Source organism: Corynebacterium sp. HMSC074H12 (assembly GCF_001813755.1).
GTDB lineage: Bacteria > Actinomycetota > Actinomycetes > Mycobacteriales > Mycobacteriaceae > Corynebacterium > Corynebacterium hiratae.
Genome location: NZ_KV813927.1, coordinates 111,745 through 127,288, shown reverse-complemented (window position 1 = coordinate 127,288; position 15,544 = coordinate 111,745). Strand labels below are relative to the sequence as shown.

Genomic DNA, 15,544 nt, shown 5'->3' with positions numbered 1-15,544 from the left:
GTCTTACCTCCTACCCTTCGAGATGATGCGGGCCATCGACAACGTCGGCAGCACGCCGGCCGCAATAGCCGCGAGCATGGCGATGTCGTAGACGATGGACGCGTGATTAGTCATGGCCCACGCAATGTACATGCACAACATGCCGTAGAAGACCATGTCACTCATCACGGTACGGGTGAGCTCGTCGCGGGAGCGCAGTGCCAACACTAGGGCCGCGCACACCGATGCGCCGATGAGGAAAATACTGACAAAAACTACCCATTGAAAGGCGCTCATCGAGGAAAAATCAATCATTTCTTATCATCCTTTCGGGCATCCTTGTTCTGTGCAACCTGGCGCAAGGGCCACACGGAGTACTTCTCCACATCGTGCGCGGCCAGCGGGGTATCGTCGGTCTTTGCAATGTCGGGTGCACGCATATGGCGGCCCAGCGTATCCAGCGGGTACTCGTAGAACGTGGAGGCGAGCTCCTTGGTGGGGCCCTGACCAGGAACGCCATAGTCAATGCCCTTCACTCGCGGGGCGAGGCGTTCCTCCATGTCCGCGAGATCCTCCATGATGCTGGCTGGGTCATCCCCCATGACCGCCTGAACCAGCACGATGCGCGGCAGGCCTTCTGCCACCGGCTCGCGCAAACCCAAGGACAGAGTCCCCGGGGTTGCCGTAATGGACGAGGTGAACCAGAAGATCTCCCACGCGCTGGTCACGCGCAGGGGGTACCGCACCACTACCGGGCGGTAGTTATTCTGCGGCTTGAAGGATTCCGCGGCGAGCGAGAAACCCGCAACGAAGATTTCCTTGATCAGCCACAGCGCGTAGCCAACAGCATGCAACGCAGTCTTCATTTAACGGCCCTCCTGAAGGGAGTCGATATCGGGTAGGGCTACGGGGTCGTCGCCAAGCACAGCGTGTGCGTAGGCCTCCGTATCCAACAAGTCTGCAGAAGCTTCCATGGTGATGCTAATGACCGGCCCGGAGAGGATAAACATGGTCAGCGAGCCCAAGATGAGCGCGGCCGAGGGCGCCATCAGCTTCTTGCGGATCACCAGCTCATCGGGCACCTTCTCCTTGGGCAAATCCTTGCCCCAGAAGACGCGACGCCACACCCGCAGCATGGCCAGGAACGCGGCGAAGGAGGCGATGATAATCACCGCGATGACGGTCCATGCCCATCCCCCGCCGGTGCGGGCGACTTCCGCGACGATGAGAACCTTGCCCCACATGCCGGAAAAGGGCGGGAAGCCCACAACAGAGAAGGCACCGGCGGCGAAGATCCACGCGATGATGGGATCGCGGCGCGCCAAGCCAGAAAGCTTATTGAGCCCGCCCGTGCCGTAGGTCTCCTCAATGGCACCGGAGGCCAAGATGAGGGAGCCCACCGTGAGCATGTGGTGGATGGTGTACAGGATTCCGGCGGCCAGTGCGCGTTGTGCATCGTGGGTGGTAAAGGCCATCATCACCAGGATGAAGGGCATACCGTTGAGCATCTGGTAGCCCAGCACGCGGCGGATGGAGTTCTCGGCCAAACCGCCGAAGGAGCCCACCACCATGGAGATGATCATGATGACGATGATGAGTGTTCCCCAGCGCTGGTCCATATCGAACAGCTGCACCCACAGGCGGTAGAGCATGTACACCGCGACCTTGGTGTGCAGGCCCGAGAAGAGGCCCATGACCGCAGCCGATGTTCCCGGGTAGGTCCGTGGCAGCCAGGACTGCACGGGGAACACGCCGGCCTTCGCAGCGATGGCGATAACGATGATGCCCGAGGCCACCGTCACCGGACCATTGCCGGCGGCAGCGCCCGTGAGCGCCGCCAGGTTGACCACGCCGGTCACCGAGTAGATATAGCCCACGCCGACCACCAAAAGCGTGGAGGCGAACAAGTTCACCAGCACGAAGGCGCGGCCGGCAGCCAAGCGCGACCAGGTACCGGACATCGTGATGAGGCCATAGGACGGCAGCAGCATGACCTCGATGAACACGAAGAAGTTAAAGAGGTCAGCGGTCAGCAGGGCGCCGCACACACCAGTGATAAGGATTAGTGTCAGCGACGGGTAGTAGCGAGACTTGGTCTCACCGCCCACGATGGCAAACCAGTTGGCACCGAAGGCCACGATCATCGTCGTAATGAGCATGAGTGCCGAGAAGGTATCGGCGGCGAAGGCAATACCCGCGTTGCCCAGGTAGTTACCCACGCTGTGCGCCACCACCCCGTTGCTCATGGTGTAGAGCAACAGCGCAAAGGAGGCGAAAATACCCACGCCCGGAACGATGAGCATGATGGCATCGCGCACGCGGCTCCATGGCGCGAGGAGCGCCAGCGCCGCCGATACGAGGGGAACCGCTGGGAAGAGCGGGAGGAGGGCGCTTACGGTGTCATACATCTAGTTGTCCTCCTCTTGTTCGAGTTCTTTCAAACGATCCATCTTGTTAGCCGAGCGCTCCAGAATCTCCCGGTTCTGGGTGTCGCGTCCCAGCGTGGAGAAAGCGTGGTCAATGGTGTTGTCATCCACCGGCTCAACAACGTCCGTGTCGTCGTTCGCGCCCATCGCCGCCATGGTCAGCAGGATGGTCGAGGTAGCCATGGAAATCACCACGGCGGTCAGCACAAAGGCCTGCGGCAGCGGGTCCGCCATCTGGTCCATGCCCACCTGCGAGGGAAAGGACTCCCCGCGGTAGGAGTACACGCCGGTAGCCAGAAGCATAAGGTTGGCACCGTGGCCGAAGGCCATCATGCCCAGCACGATGTGCACGAGGCCGCGCTGCTGGATGAGGTAGACGGCGCTACCGATGAGCAAAGCAATGGTCAGTGCGAGGATCATGAGTTCTTCTCCTCTTGAGCCGAGATTCGGTGGGACGAGGACGCACGGTGGCGTGCCTCGGAGTCATTGAGCAACGCCGTTGGGTCCGAAGACGGGTTGATGGACTCGGGATACGGGTCGTCGACATCCTCCATGACCACGCGCGGGGTATTCGGCAGCGCGGAATCATCGTCATGAACCCACGGCAAGTAGTCCCGCTCGGTGCCCGGGCGCAGGTAGCCGCCCAAGGCGTTGATGGCCATGGTGAGCATGCCCAACACCGCGAGGTAAATGCCGAGGTCGAAGATGAGCGACGTCGTCCAGTGCTGCCCCAGGGCGTGGCCGTGGATGGCTGTGAGGAAACCGCCGGAGCTATGCGACGTCGGGATGTAGCCGATGAAGCCTGCCACCAGTGCCACGATGATGCCCACGCCGGTGAGGTGAATCGGAGTCATGCGCCCGAAGACAATCTCATCGGTACCGCGGGACAGGTAGGTCAGGCCGATGGCCGCACCCATGATGAGCGCCGCCGGGAAGCCGCCGCCGGAAGCCTGGTGGCCGCGGTAGAAGACAATGAAGGACATGACCACCAGGATTGGGATGGCCACGGCAATGCCCTTGCGCAGCGGCACCGAGTTGAGCTGCGACTGGCCGAACGGCGCCGGACGCGTACCGGAGGTGAACGGGAAGCGCGGCAGCGTCGAGGTGACCGCAGCGATAACCACGGCGGCCATGCCCAGCACCGACAGCTCACCCAGGGTATCGAGTGCACGGAACTCCACGATGATGGTGGCCACCACGTTGTCGCCACCAGTAATATCCGGAGCGTTGTTGAGGTACCACATGGCCAGGTCCGAGCGCTCGTGACGCCCCATCAGCGCCCACACGCCCAGGAATGCGGTGAGCCCAGCGAGCACGGCCACCACGATGGAACCCACCTTGCGGTTGTTGTTTTGTACTGGGTGGAATTTCTCCGGCAGATAGCGCAGGACCATCATCATGACGATGACGGACAGCGCCTCCACCGTGAACTGCGTCAGGGCCACGTCGGGTGCGCCGAGCAAGAACATCTGCAAGGTCACGCCGGTTCCCGCGGTACCAATCATGACCGCACCGGTGAGGCGGTTGCGTGTACGCACCAGACCAAACATGGACAGCGCCACGATGCCCAGCGGCAACAGGTCCCACGGATTATCAAGGCCATCCACGCGCGGGTTGAGAGCCACACCGTCGACACCCGTGGACACCAGAGTGGAGCCCGCCAGGATGATGACTAGGAGAATGATCGGCAGGATCAGCTTCGACGGGTTGTGGGTATCGGACATGCGGCCAACGAAACGGCCGAAGGCCGCGCACACATCCTGAATCCACTTCAGGATTTGGTTACCGGTGCGCGGTAGGAGCTGGCGCTCCTCCATCGCGGTCCACAGCGGCCCGCGGAAGAACAACGCGATGATGCCAGCGATCAGCACCACCACAGAAATAAGCAGCGGGACGTTCAGCCCGTGCCACAGCGCGAGGTGGGAATGGCCCTCCATACCGATGGCCGCCACGATGTTATCGAGCGGCTTATCGAGCGCTCCCATGACGAAAATGATCGGCACCGACATCACACCCGGCAGAGCCGCGGGCAGCCACAACCGCACCGGTGCCTCATGGACATGCGACATGTTGCGCGGGCCATCGAAAAAGGCGCCGAAGATGATCTTGGCGGAGTAAGTAAACGTGAAGAACGCACCCACGCCGGCGACGATGAGCAGCAGCGCCTGGCCGGTAGAACCAATTGGTGCCTCCTCGAAGGCGGTGAGCATTCCTTCCTTCGACACGAATCCGAACAGCGGCGGGACCGCCGCCATCGAGGCAGCACCGATAAGCATGGAGCCGAAGGTCCACGGCATCTTGTTCCACAGCACGCCGAGGCGGCGGATATCGCGGGAACCGGCCTCGTGGTCGATGACACCAATGAGCATGAAGATGGAGGACTTAAACAGCGCGTGCGCCAGCGTGTGCACGAGCGCCGCCGCGATGGCGAAAGGCGTGCCCACACCAATCGTGGCCACGATCCATCCCAGGTGGGACACGGTGGAGTACGCGGTCAGCTTCTTCAGGTCCGTCTTCTGCACCGCGAAGACCGCCGACATCACGGCGGTACCCATACCGGCGATGATGAGCAGCCAGTTCCACACGGCAACGTCGTGGAAGATAGTGGAGAAGCGAATCAAGAGGTAGACACCGGCCTTGACCACTGCTGCCGCGTGCAGGAAGGCCGAGACCGGCGTCGCGGCCGCCATGGCTTCCGGCAGCCAGAAGTGGAAGGGGAACTGTGCAGACTTGGTAAATGCCGATACCGCAATGAGCACGGCAACCCCGGCGGTCAGGCCTGGGCGCTCCGCCCACACGTCGGAGGCCAAGATGCCCTCAAGGTTCGTCGTCCCCGCTGCGGTTGCAGCAATCGCCACGCCCGATAGCAGAGTGAGGCCGCCAACGAAGGTAAGGATCAACGTGCGCTGCGAACCCGCCTCACCTGACTTACCGCTGCGCGCAATGAGCATGAACGACGCCAGCGATACCAGCTCCCAGGCAAGGAAGAGCACCACGACGTCGTTAGCGAGCACGAGCAGGAGAATCGACAGCGTAAACGCGGTCATCAGGACATAAAAACTGACGTTTCCTTTTCCTTTAGGCAAGTAAGCCGCAGAATAAGTAAACACCACCGCACCGATGACGAGAGCCAGCATGGCGAAGAAGATGCCGAGTGCATCGCCGCGGAAGGCGAGGTTGACATCAACGCCGGGCGCGATCACATCGCGCACCCACGTCACGGAATAGGTCAGTTCTTCGCCACGGGCAAGCGCCGGAAATTCTTTAGCCAACAGTGCCGCGGCGACAATAAAAATGCCGGCTAGCGGGTAGCCGGCTGCGCGATCAGCAACCTTGACGGCTACTGGTGCAAGCGCCACTGCGACAGCTGCGAGGAGGACAACATACAGGAGTGTCACGGAAGAGTAGCCTCACGAACCGTTGTTAGGGCTGTTTAATCAGCCTCACATAGACAGGACTTTCCCAGAGTATCATTGTGACCTCCCCCAAAGCACATCTTTAATGGGATGAAGACGACGAAAGCGCCCCACAAAGGAGGCGCTGCGTCTCGAAAGAACTTAGGCATAGCCCAGGGATCTATAAGGACTTACTTCTCCCCCAGCAAGGCATCAACAAATCCTTCAACCTCAAACGGCGCGAGGTCATCTGCACCCTCGCCGAGGCCCACGAGCTTGACCGGCACGCCCAGTTCCTCCTGCACCTGGAAGACGATGCCGCCCTTGGCGGTGCCATCCAGCTTCGTGAGGACAACGCCGGTGATATCAACAACATCACGGAAGATACGGGCCTGGGTCAGGCCGTTCTGCCCCACCGTCGCATCCAGTACAAGCAGGACCTCATCAACCTCGGTCTTCTTCTCCACCACGCGCTTGACCTTGCCCAGCTGGTCCATGAGGTCCACGGAGGTGTGCAGACGGCCAGCGGTGTCAACGAGAACAACGTCGACGCCCTGGTCAACGCCAGCGGCCACGGCATCAAAGGCCACGGAGGCCGGGTCCGCGCCTTCCTTGCCGTGGACAGTCGTAGCGCCCACGCGACGGCCCCAGGTCTCCAGCTGGTCCGCAGCCGCTGCACGGAAAGTATCCGCCGCGCCGAGCAAGACGTTGTGCCCCATGGACACGAGCACGCGGGCCAGCTTGCCGGTCGTGGTGGTCTTGCCGGTGCCGTTGACGCCGACGACCATAATGACGGCCGGCTTGCCTTCATTCGGCATGGCCTTGATGGAGCGATCCATCTCTGGGTGGCCCACCTCGATGAGGGCCTCGCGCAGCATGGCGCGGGCTTCGGACTCAGAACTGACTCCGCGCTCTGCAATCTTGTCACGCAGGGAGTCGGTAACTTGCATGGTGGACTTCGTACCCAGATCCGCCATGATGAGGGTGTCTTCGATTTCCTCCCAGGCATCATCATCAAGGTCACCAGCAGAAAGAATGCCCATGAGGCCTTGGCCAATGGCGTTCTGCGAGCGCGACAGACGCCCGCGCAGCTTGCCCAAGCGGCCGGCAGCCGGCGCAATGTCCTCCTGCGGCTGGGCTGCCGGGGCCTCGACAACCTCGGCGTCGTCGGATACTTCGAGCTCCTCCGGCTCAGCCTCGAGTGCCGCGCTTGCCGACGCCGCCTGCGCCCCCGCTGCCGCGGCGGCCTCCTCTGCTTCGGCTTCCTCAGACTCGGCCGGTGCTTCTGGCTCAGGCAGTGCTTCTACCTCTTCTTCGGCCTCAGACTGGGCGGAAGGCTCCTCCTCGGCCGGAGCCTCAGGTACCTCCGGTTCCTCCTCTACCTTCGGAGTCTCAACTACCGGCTCCGGTTCAGCAATCTCCGGTTCGGCAATCTCTTGTTCGGTGGCCGGGACATCCTCTTCCGTGTCTTCGTCATCCTTGTCAACAGCAGCGGCGCCGGATACGGCAGCACCAGCGGCGGCAGCGCCCGCAGCTCCTGCAGCGGCTACACCAGCGGAAGAATCCTTATCCTCTTCTTCCTTTGCCGGTTCGTTCTGCGCAGCCGGTTCCGGCTCGCTCACCGGCTTCGCGTCTCCGACGGGTTCCGGCTTAGGCTCTGCCTGAGGCTTCGGTTCCGCCGCAGGTTTCGCTGCCTTCGGGGTCTCCTCTTCACCCTTGAGCTGAGCATTCGCCAGATCAGTGGCATCACGCTGCTCCGCCTGCGGCTCAGGCTTGGGCTTGGGCTCAGCCGGGGCCTGCGCGGGCTGCTCGGCAACTGGCGGCTGTGGCGCCGGCTGCTCGGGCTTCGAGGCGGTGACAGGCTCCTTAACTGCACCGCCGCCAGCCGGGGCAAAATTAAAACCAGACTTGGCTTGGTAGTTGCCGGACTTCTGCTGCTGGGTCAGCTCCTTCGGCTCCTCCACGGGCTTTTCAAAGGAGACCTTCTTTGATTCGCCGCGCTTCTTGCCTAGGACAACGAACAAGACCACGAGCAGAATCAGGACGATGACTGCTATCGCAATCCACATAAAAGTAGTATTCATGCCTTCCATAGTGCCAGGGTTGTCCACGTACGGCACGACAAGGAGGGTGAAAAGTGCTGGGCGCAAGCCCCGCCCTAGCGCGGGGCATCCACGCCGAGACGCGTGGCATCCTCCGCCGCCTGTGCTGTGCCCGGCGCCTCACCGGCGCGAGACATGCGCTGCGAAATCACGCGCGTCACGCCATCGCCGCGCATCGTGACGCCATACAGCACGTTGGCCACGTCCATCGTCGGCTTCTGGTGGGTGATGACGATGAGCTGGGAATCCTTACGCAGCTCCTCGAAAAGGGCGATGAGACGGCGCAGGTTGACGTCGTCAAGCGCGGCTTCCACCTCGTCCATGACGTAGAACGGTGAGGGGCGCGCGCGGAAAATCGCCACGAGCATAGCCAGGGCTGTCAAGGACTTCTCGCCACCAGACAACAGCGACAAGCGCTTCACCTTCTTACCCGGCGGGCGGGCCTCCACCTCGATGCCGGTGGCCAGCATGTCATCCGGCTCCGTGAGGATGAGGCGACCCTCGCCTCCGGGGAACAGCGTCTGGAAGACCTTGGGAAACTCCGCTTCCACGTCGTGCCAGGCATCCGTGAACAGCTGCAGGATCTGCGCGTCGACGTCTTCAATAACGCCTGCCAAGTCCTTGCGCGCCTGGATCACATCATCCAGCTGCGTGGAGAGGAAGCTATAGCGCTCCTCCAGTGCCTTGTACTCCTCCAAGGCCAGCGGGTTGACCTTACCCAAGGAATTGAGGTCCTTCTCGGCTTGCTTCAACCGCTTAGTTTCGGCGGAACGATCGAAATCCTCCCCCGGGGTGTAGTCCTTGAGCAGGTCGGGAATCGCAATGCCGAGCTGCTCCACGATTTTTTCCTCGGCCTCATCCACGCGCACCTGCGCTTGGCTGCGGGCGATCTCGGAGTTATGCGCGGAGTCGGTCAGGCGATCCAGCTGCTGGCGGGTCGAGGAGACCGCTTGCTTCGCCGATTGTGCACGGCCTTGCAGCACGCCGCGCTGGGTGACCAGCTCATCGCGTTCCTCGGCGGCCCGCTCGAGTGCCTGCGCGGTCCGGGCGGCCAAATCTTGGGCATGCTTGTCGACGGCCCCCGCCAACCTCGCCTGCGCTTGCCGGCGGGCCATGGCCTGATCGTGGCGAGCTTTGGCCTGGCGCTCGTGCTGGGCTTGGCGCCGAAGGGCCTCTCCCCTACCCGCTGCCTGGCCGACCTTCTCTTCGGCGCTGCGGGCCGCCAGCTGGGCCTCCACCTCCATGGCCTTGACCTGTTCGAGGGCCGTCGAGGCAGCATCGCGTTCCACCGAGGAGGGTTCATCAGCCTGCTCTTCAGCGTCCACGCGCGACAAGCGGTCACGCGCCTCCGCCAGCTCCTCGCGCAGGCGGGCCAACTGCACCTCGATATCCGTGGCGCGGGCGGCGGCCTTCTCGTGCTCAGCCTTGTTTGCTTCGTACTGCTTGAGCAAGCGCTGGTGATCGCGCTTCCACGCCTCTAACTCGTGATCGTGTTCCCGTAGCGCGGCCTTGGCGCTCGCCGCACCCACGCGCGCATCGTCCGCCGCCAGCTTCGCGCCTTCCAGCGTGCCGGATAGTTCTTCCAGCTCATGGGTGGCGGTCTCCAGCTGTTGCTCGGCCTCCGTAATCTGGCCGCTCACCTCCACCGTCGAGGCAGCTCCAGTTCCGGCCTCTACCCAACCTTCGCCGACGAGCAGGCCCTCAGGGGTCACAGCTCGCAGGCGCGGATCCTCCGCGATGAGCTCGCGGGCTGCGGCATAGTCATCGACGAGGACCACGTCGGAGAGCAAGCGCGTCACCGCCGCTGAGACTTCTGGGACCAAGACCATCTGGTCCAGCAGCCAGCTCGCCCCGGAGGGCAAGTCCGCGTCAAGGCGCCAGGCTGAACCGGTGGGTTCCGCGGCGACGTCGATCAGCGGCGTGCGGCTCGCCGCAGCGAGATCGCGCACGATGTCCCCGCTCACCGCGCCGGCTTGGGCTTCGGCGAAGGAGCCGAGTGCTGCCGCAACGGCCGTCTCATAACGCGTGGAGATGAACTCCGCGAGAGGTTTAAAGCCCTCACCGAGATCCAGTGCTTCTGGAACGGTCTGGCCTAGGGTATCGATGCGCGCGCGCAAGCTGTACACGCTGCGCTCGTGTTGCCGCTGTGCGTCACGCAGCTGTTCCAAGCGTTTATCGGCCGCTGCGGATTCGCTGGCCGCGCGCACATGCGCTTCCTCCAGTGGCTCACGCTCGGCGGCCAGGTGCTCCAGCTTGTCCGCCACCTCATCGGCTTCCGCCTGTGCTCCCCTGGTACGGGCTTTCGTGTTCGCCAGCGTCTCTTCCTGCCGCGCCAACTCGGACTCCGCGGAACTTACTTGACCGGCTAAGTTCTCCTCAGCGGCGATGAGGCGAACCACGCCTTCGCGGCGATCCGCAATGGCGCGCAGCTGCGCCATGTGTTCCTTATCGGCGGCCTCGAAGGCTTCCCGGCGCTCAGCCACTTCCTCCCGGATCGATTCCAGACGCTCCGCCGCCTCCTCGGCCGCGGCCAGCAACTCATCATGCTCCTCGTCGGCCCGCTGGGCGCGTGCCTCCAACTCATCCGGATCCTGGCCCGCGTAGGCGACCTGTGAGCCAACGTTGCTGGCGCGCTCGGCCGCGATACGCTGCGTGGCGGAGATACGCTCCGACAGCGTCGAGAGCTCGAACCACAGCTTCTGCGCGGCCTCCGCGCGCGGAGTGACATCCCCCAGCTCGGCTTCTACCTCGAGCTGGATTTCGGTCGCCTCTTCCAGCTGGGCTGTCACTTCCTCGACCTGCTCGGCGAGCACCGCCGCGCGCTTTTCAGCGTCGTCGAATGTCGCGCGCAACCGCACTACGCGGTCGCCGGCAAGACGCAGGCGGGCATCCCGCAAATCCGCCTGCACGGTTGCTGCGCGCTGGGCGGCCTCCGCTTGGCGCGCCAAGGGCTTGAGTTGTTTGCCCAGCTCATCGGTCAAGTCCTGCAGGCGATCCAGGTTGGCCTGCATGCCGGTCAGCTTGCGCTGCGCTTTTTCCTTGCGGCGGCGGTGCTTCAGCACGCCCGCGGCTTCTTCGATATAGGCGCGGCGATCCTCCGGGCGGGATTCCAGAATCTCCGCCAGCTTTCCCTGGCCCACGATGATGTGCATCTCGCGGCCAATGCCGGAATCAGACAGCAGCTCTTGAATATCCATGAGGCGCGCCTTCGCCCCATTGATCTCATATTCGCTCGCGCCATCCCGGAACATGCGGCGGGTGACGGAGACCTCCGAATACTCGATGGGCAAGGCGCCATCGGAATTGTCAATCGTCAGCGTAACCTCGGCGCGGCCGAGGGCCTTGCGGTCCCCGGCGCCGGCAAAGATGACGTCCTGCATCTTGCCGCCGCGCAGCGTCTTGGCGCTGCCTTCACCCATGACCCACGCGAGCGCATCGACGACGTTCGATTTACCCGAGCCATTTGGGCCCACCACGGCGCAGATGCCGGGCTCGAATTTCAGGTTCGTCGCGGACGCGAAGGACTTGAATCCTTTGAGCGTGAGCGATTTGAGGTGCATTCGGTTTAGTTTAGCGCTCGATGAAGCCCGACTCACCGCGCGGTGCGGCCCACTGCTCCACCACGGCGTTCACTACGCCTGGGCGGTGGGTGGTCGACGGTTCTTCACGCAGCAAGGCCAGCAGCTTCTCGCAATCAGCACGCGGCCCTTCAGCAACCACCTGGACGCGGCCATCCTGCAGGTTCGTCGCGTGTCCTGCCAGCCCTAGTTCGAGTGCCCGGGAACGCGTCCACCAGCGAAAGCCCACGCCTTGGACGTGGCCATGGACGAAAGCCGTGAGCCGCTCATTCCCTGTGGCCGCTGCCTGCTGCGTCATCTAGTACTCCCTCAAGTTCGTGCGGTCACCCAAGTCATGCTCGTGCTTGAGACGGCGGCGGTCCTCCGCGCTGCGGCGGGTTACCGGATCCGTGCCATCCCAGCACTCGACGTTCTGCAGTTCCGGCAGCATATCACGGTGGAAGACGGGATCCAGGCCCTTGCGGCGCTGTTCGTTGTAGTTCTTCAGCAGCTTGATGGCCACGCCCGACAGCGGCACGATGGCGCACACGTTGAGCAGAACCATGATGGCAGCGCCGGTATCGGCCAGGTCGAACACGGTGCCCAGCGGGGCCACTGCACCGTAGAAGACGAAGGCCAACACGATGAGACGGAAGATCCACAGCACCGACTTCTTCTCAGAGAGGTACTCCACGTTGGACTCGGCAAGGTAGTAGTTGCCCAGAATCGAGGAGAAGGCGAGGAAGAAGAGGATGAAGGTGACAAAGTGGATGCCCCACTCACCCACCACACCGGAGAGCGCATTCTGGGTCAGGGTTACACCCTCAATCGCATCGGAACCGAAACGCTCGAAATCAGTACCCAGCAGGATGATGAAGGCGGTAATCGTACACACCACCAGGGTGTCGAAGTACACGCCGAGGGTCTGCACGAGGCCCTGCTTGACTGGGTGGGACACCGTCGCGGTAGCTGCTGCGTTTGGAGCAGAACCTTCACCCGCTTCGTTGGAGAACAAACCACGCTGGATACCCTTGAGCATCGCCATGCCCACGGTCGCGCCGGCAGCTTCGCGGAAGCCGAACGCCGATCCAATGATGGAGGCAAGCATGTCCGGCACCTTGTCAAAGTTCAGGACCACCACGATGATGCCCATGATGAGGTAAGCACCGGCCATGAAGGGCACGATGAACTGAGTCATCGAGGCGATGCGCTGCACGCCACCGATGATGATGAGACCGGACACTGCGACGACGGCGATGCCCACGCCTGCCTTGAAAGCACTGGAATCCTGCCCGAAGGAGGCCGCCAAGGAATCGGAGATAGCGTTGGTCTGGAAAGCGTTGTAGAACCAGCCAAAAGTAATGGCGATGGCGACGGAGAAGATGGTCGCCAGAGGCTTCCAGCCCAAGCCGCGGGACATGTAGTAGGCGGGGCCACCACGGTAGGTATCCCCTTCACGCACCTTCCATAGCTGCGCCAAAGTGGACTCGACGAATGCAGTCGCGCCACCAAGGATGGCGATGAGCCACATCCAGAACACCGCACCGGGCCCGCCCACGGAGATGGCCACGGCCACGCCCGCGACGTTGCCGGTGCCCACGCGGGAGGCTGCCGAAATGGTGAATGCCTTGAAGGCGGAGATTCCGCCATAGTCGGCATCCTCATCGGCACCGACGCCCTTGGGCTTTTCGACGACCGCCTTGAACATGTCCGGCACCATACGGATCTGCACCAAGACGGTGCGGATGCCGAAGAAGAGGCCCGCGGCAATGAGCAGCCATGGCAGGACATAAGACCACAGGCTGTCGTTAATGACACCGATCACGGTGCTGAAGATTTCTTGCATGCGTTACACATTAATAACTCACACCAGAATCGTCCTAGTTGGCCGCGGGCAGCCTCCCCTCTCCGCGGCGCTGACAGGACGGGCAGTAGTGGGTCCCACGCCCGCCAAGCACGGTTTTCACGATTTCCTCACCGCAGCGATCACAGGGCTGGCCACCCCTGCCATAGGCATGTAAGGAACGGTCAAAATATCCGGATTCACCGTTGACGTTGACGTACAACGCGTCAAAGCTAGTTCCGCCAACGGCGAGCGCCGCGCGCATGACATCACCGGCCGCGGATATCACCGCGACGGCATCGCGCTGCCGCAGGGCGCTAGCCTTCTTGAGCGGAGAAATCTGGGCCGCCCACAACGCCTCATCGGCATAGATATTGCCCACCCCGCTGAGCACCGTTTGGTCGAGCAGAGCTACCTTGACCGCGGTGCGCTTCGCGCGCAGGCGCCGCCCTGCCGCTGTAAGGTCAAAGTCTGCTTCGAGAGGATCGGGAGCGATATGCGCCATGGTCAGCCATGGCCCGAGACGCCAATAGCCGAAGGTGCGCTGGTCCACGAAGCTGAGGCGGGTGGCGTCGTCAAGCACGGCGGCGATACGCACATGCGGCGAATCTACCTCACCGATCCGCACCTGCCCCGACATACCGAGGTGGATGAAGAGCACATCGCGTGCCGGGTCAGTGTGGTCCTCGTCGGCGAACTCCAGCCACATGAACTTGCCGCGGCGCGCCACCGCGGCAATCTTCCTGCCCACCAGCAGCGCGGACAGCGGCGCTTCCTGGCCCCGGTTAGCGCGCGGGTGGAGAACCTCTACTGCTGCGAAGGAGCGCCCCACAACATAAGGCTCGAGCCCGCGGCGGACGGACTCAACTTCGGGAAGTTCTGGCATCGAGTCCTCGTGTTTTAGCTTTCTTTGCCGGCGGTGCCCTGCACCAGCAACGGCGTCTCACGCAAGGTTTGGCACGCTTCCTCCGCCGCCTGCTGCTCAGCGAGCTTCTTGTTGTGGCCCGTCCCCCGGCCGACGGTCAAACCGGCCACGGTGGCCACGGCGTTGAAGGTTTGATCGTGCTCAGGACCCGTCGACGTGGCTGAATAGACCGGCATCGCGGCCTTCAACTCAGCGCACAGCTCCTGCAAGGTCGTCTTCCAGTCCATGTGCCGACCGGACACCACGGCGTTGTCGATCTTGGCGGCGAACAGCTTCAGCACCACCCCGCGGGCGACCTCGAAGCCATGTTGACGGTAAATAGCGCCCAGGATGGCCTCGGTGGTATCGGCCAAGATGGAATCCTTGTCGCGTCCTCCAGTGGCTTGCTCGCCTTTGCCCAACAAGACGTGGTCGCCCACGCCAATCTCACGGGCCACGTCAGACAACCCGTAGCGCGACACGATGGACGCGCGCATCTTGGAAATATCCGACTCGGGGCGCGAGGGGTACTTGTCGTAGAGCTTGGCCGCGACGGACAAGCCCAAGACCGCGTCCCCCAGGAACTCCAAGCGCTCATTGTTGGGAAGGTGCCCGTTCTCATTAGCAAAGGAGCGGTGTGTCAGCGCCAAACACAGCAGCTCATCGCTGAGCTCCACGCCGAGTGCTTTCAGCAACGGGGCGTGGTCTACCTCCGCGAATGCTGCGGCAAGGGCCTGCTCACCGGTCAGTTTCTTCTTCTTGCTCATAGGAATTTCTCCAGCCCGGACCACCGCGGATCAACGCGTTCTTCTTCCCCGGATACCCCCGTGGTCACACCTTCGGGCACGTCCACCTCGCAGCCGCCTTCGCACGTTGGGGCAAACGGAAGGGACAACCCTGCCTCATCGATCACGGTCTGCAGGAGGTCAAGAATCCCGTCCTGAATCTCGGGTACCTCATCGCCCGAACCGCGATCCTCTTCCTCGCTCTCATCCCCGCCGACGAAGGATTCGTCTGCGGAAAACACCTGGGACACGTGGAGATCCATCTCTGGGTGTAGCTCAGCCAAGCAGCGTGCGCATTCGCCGCTGAGGGTGCCGGTGACATCAGCGTCCACCAACACGCCGGAGCCCAACGGGGTCAAGGTGGCTTCCACCGTGACTTCAGCGCCTTCCGGGACGCCGATCATTTCCACGCCGATGCGCTCTGGCGCGGGTCCGGTCTGCACGCGGTGCTCAGGCAGCGTCTCGGTTCCTTGGCTGCGGAGCAATTCCGTCACGTCGAACTTCAATGGTGATTTCATAGCGCCCACCAGCTTACCCTGTGCTGCCCCCTGCG

The 15,544-nt window shown here is 62.9% G+C and carries 12 protein-coding genes; all 12 read right to left on the bottom strand.

Annotation, left to right across the window (positions count from 1 at the left end; all coding sequences use genetic code 11):
- Positions 1 to 3: 3 nt before the first annotated feature.
- The 12 genes from HMPREF2932_RS08425 to HMPREF2932_RS08370 all read right to left on the bottom strand — a co-directional run bounded on the left by HMPREF2932_RS08425 (position 4) and on the right by HMPREF2932_RS08370 (position 15,509).
- A complete protein-coding gene (locus HMPREF2932_RS08425; protein ID WP_070515683.1) occupies positions 4 to 294 on the bottom strand; it encodes a cation:proton antiporter in 291 nt (96 codons plus the stop codon).
- Complete coding sequence (locus HMPREF2932_RS08420; RefSeq protein WP_049155361.1) at positions 291 to 845, bottom strand: monovalent cation/H+ antiporter subunit E; 555 nt, start codon at positions 843 to 845, stop codon at positions 291 to 293. The genes HMPREF2932_RS08425 and HMPREF2932_RS08420 overlap by 4 nt, the downstream gene beginning before the upstream one ends.
- Positions 846 to 2,387, bottom strand: coding sequence for a monovalent cation/H+ antiporter subunit D family protein (locus HMPREF2932_RS08415; protein WP_070515684.1), 1,542 nt, complete (start codon positions 2,385 to 2,387; stop codon positions 846 to 848).
- On the bottom strand, positions 2,388 to 2,825 hold the full coding sequence (locus tag HMPREF2932_RS08410; RefSeq protein ID WP_010190439.1) for a cation:proton antiporter subunit C: 438 nt from the start codon (positions 2,823 to 2,825) through the stop codon (positions 2,388 to 2,390). It abuts the gene before it with no gap.
- Positions 2,822 to 5,803, bottom strand: a complete 2,982-nt coding sequence (locus HMPREF2932_RS08405) for a DUF4040 family protein (protein WP_070682056.1) — start codon at positions 5,801 to 5,803, stop codon at positions 2,822 to 2,824. The genes HMPREF2932_RS08410 and HMPREF2932_RS08405 overlap by 4 nt, the downstream gene beginning before the upstream one ends.
- A gap of 188 nt (positions 5,804 to 5,991) precedes the next feature.
- A complete protein-coding gene (gene ftsY, locus HMPREF2932_RS08400) occupies positions 5,992 to 7,884 on the bottom strand; it encodes a signal recognition particle-docking protein FtsY (RefSeq protein ID WP_071409984.1) in 1,893 nt (630 codons plus the stop codon).
- Between the two features lie 74 nt (positions 7,885 to 7,958).
- Positions 7,959 to 11,462, bottom strand: a complete 3,504-nt coding sequence (smc, locus tag HMPREF2932_RS08395) for a chromosome segregation protein SMC (protein WP_071409983.1) — start codon at positions 11,460 to 11,462, stop codon at positions 7,959 to 7,961.
- 10 nt (positions 11,463 to 11,472) lie between these two features.
- Positions 11,473 to 11,778, bottom strand: coding sequence for an acylphosphatase (locus HMPREF2932_RS08390; RefSeq protein ID WP_046648019.1), 306 nt, complete (start codon positions 11,776 to 11,778; stop codon positions 11,473 to 11,475).
- Entirely contained in the window at positions 11,779 to 13,305 is a 1,527-nt protein-coding gene (locus HMPREF2932_RS08385; RefSeq protein ID WP_046648018.1) for an alanine/glycine:cation symporter family protein, read from the bottom strand.
- A 34-nt stretch (positions 13,306 to 13,339) separates the two neighbouring features.
- A complete protein-coding gene (gene mutM, locus HMPREF2932_RS08380; protein ID WP_046648017.1) occupies positions 13,340 to 14,188 on the bottom strand; it encodes a bifunctional DNA-formamidopyrimidine glycosylase/DNA-(apurinic or apyrimidinic site) lyase in 849 nt (282 codons plus the stop codon).
- Positions 14,189 to 14,202: 14 nt separating this feature from the next.
- Entirely contained in the window at positions 14,203 to 14,973 is a 771-nt protein-coding gene (gene rnc / locus HMPREF2932_RS08375) for a ribonuclease III (protein WP_046648016.1), read from the bottom strand.
- The gene (locus HMPREF2932_RS08370) at positions 14,970 to 15,509 is read right to left on the bottom strand and encodes a YceD family protein (protein WP_071409982.1); all 540 of its coding nucleotides are present in this window, start codon (positions 15,507 to 15,509) and stop codon (positions 14,970 to 14,972) included. Before HMPREF2932_RS08370 ends, rnc begins: the two co-directional genes overlap by 4 nt.
- Positions 15,510 to 15,544 lie beyond the last annotated feature (35 nt).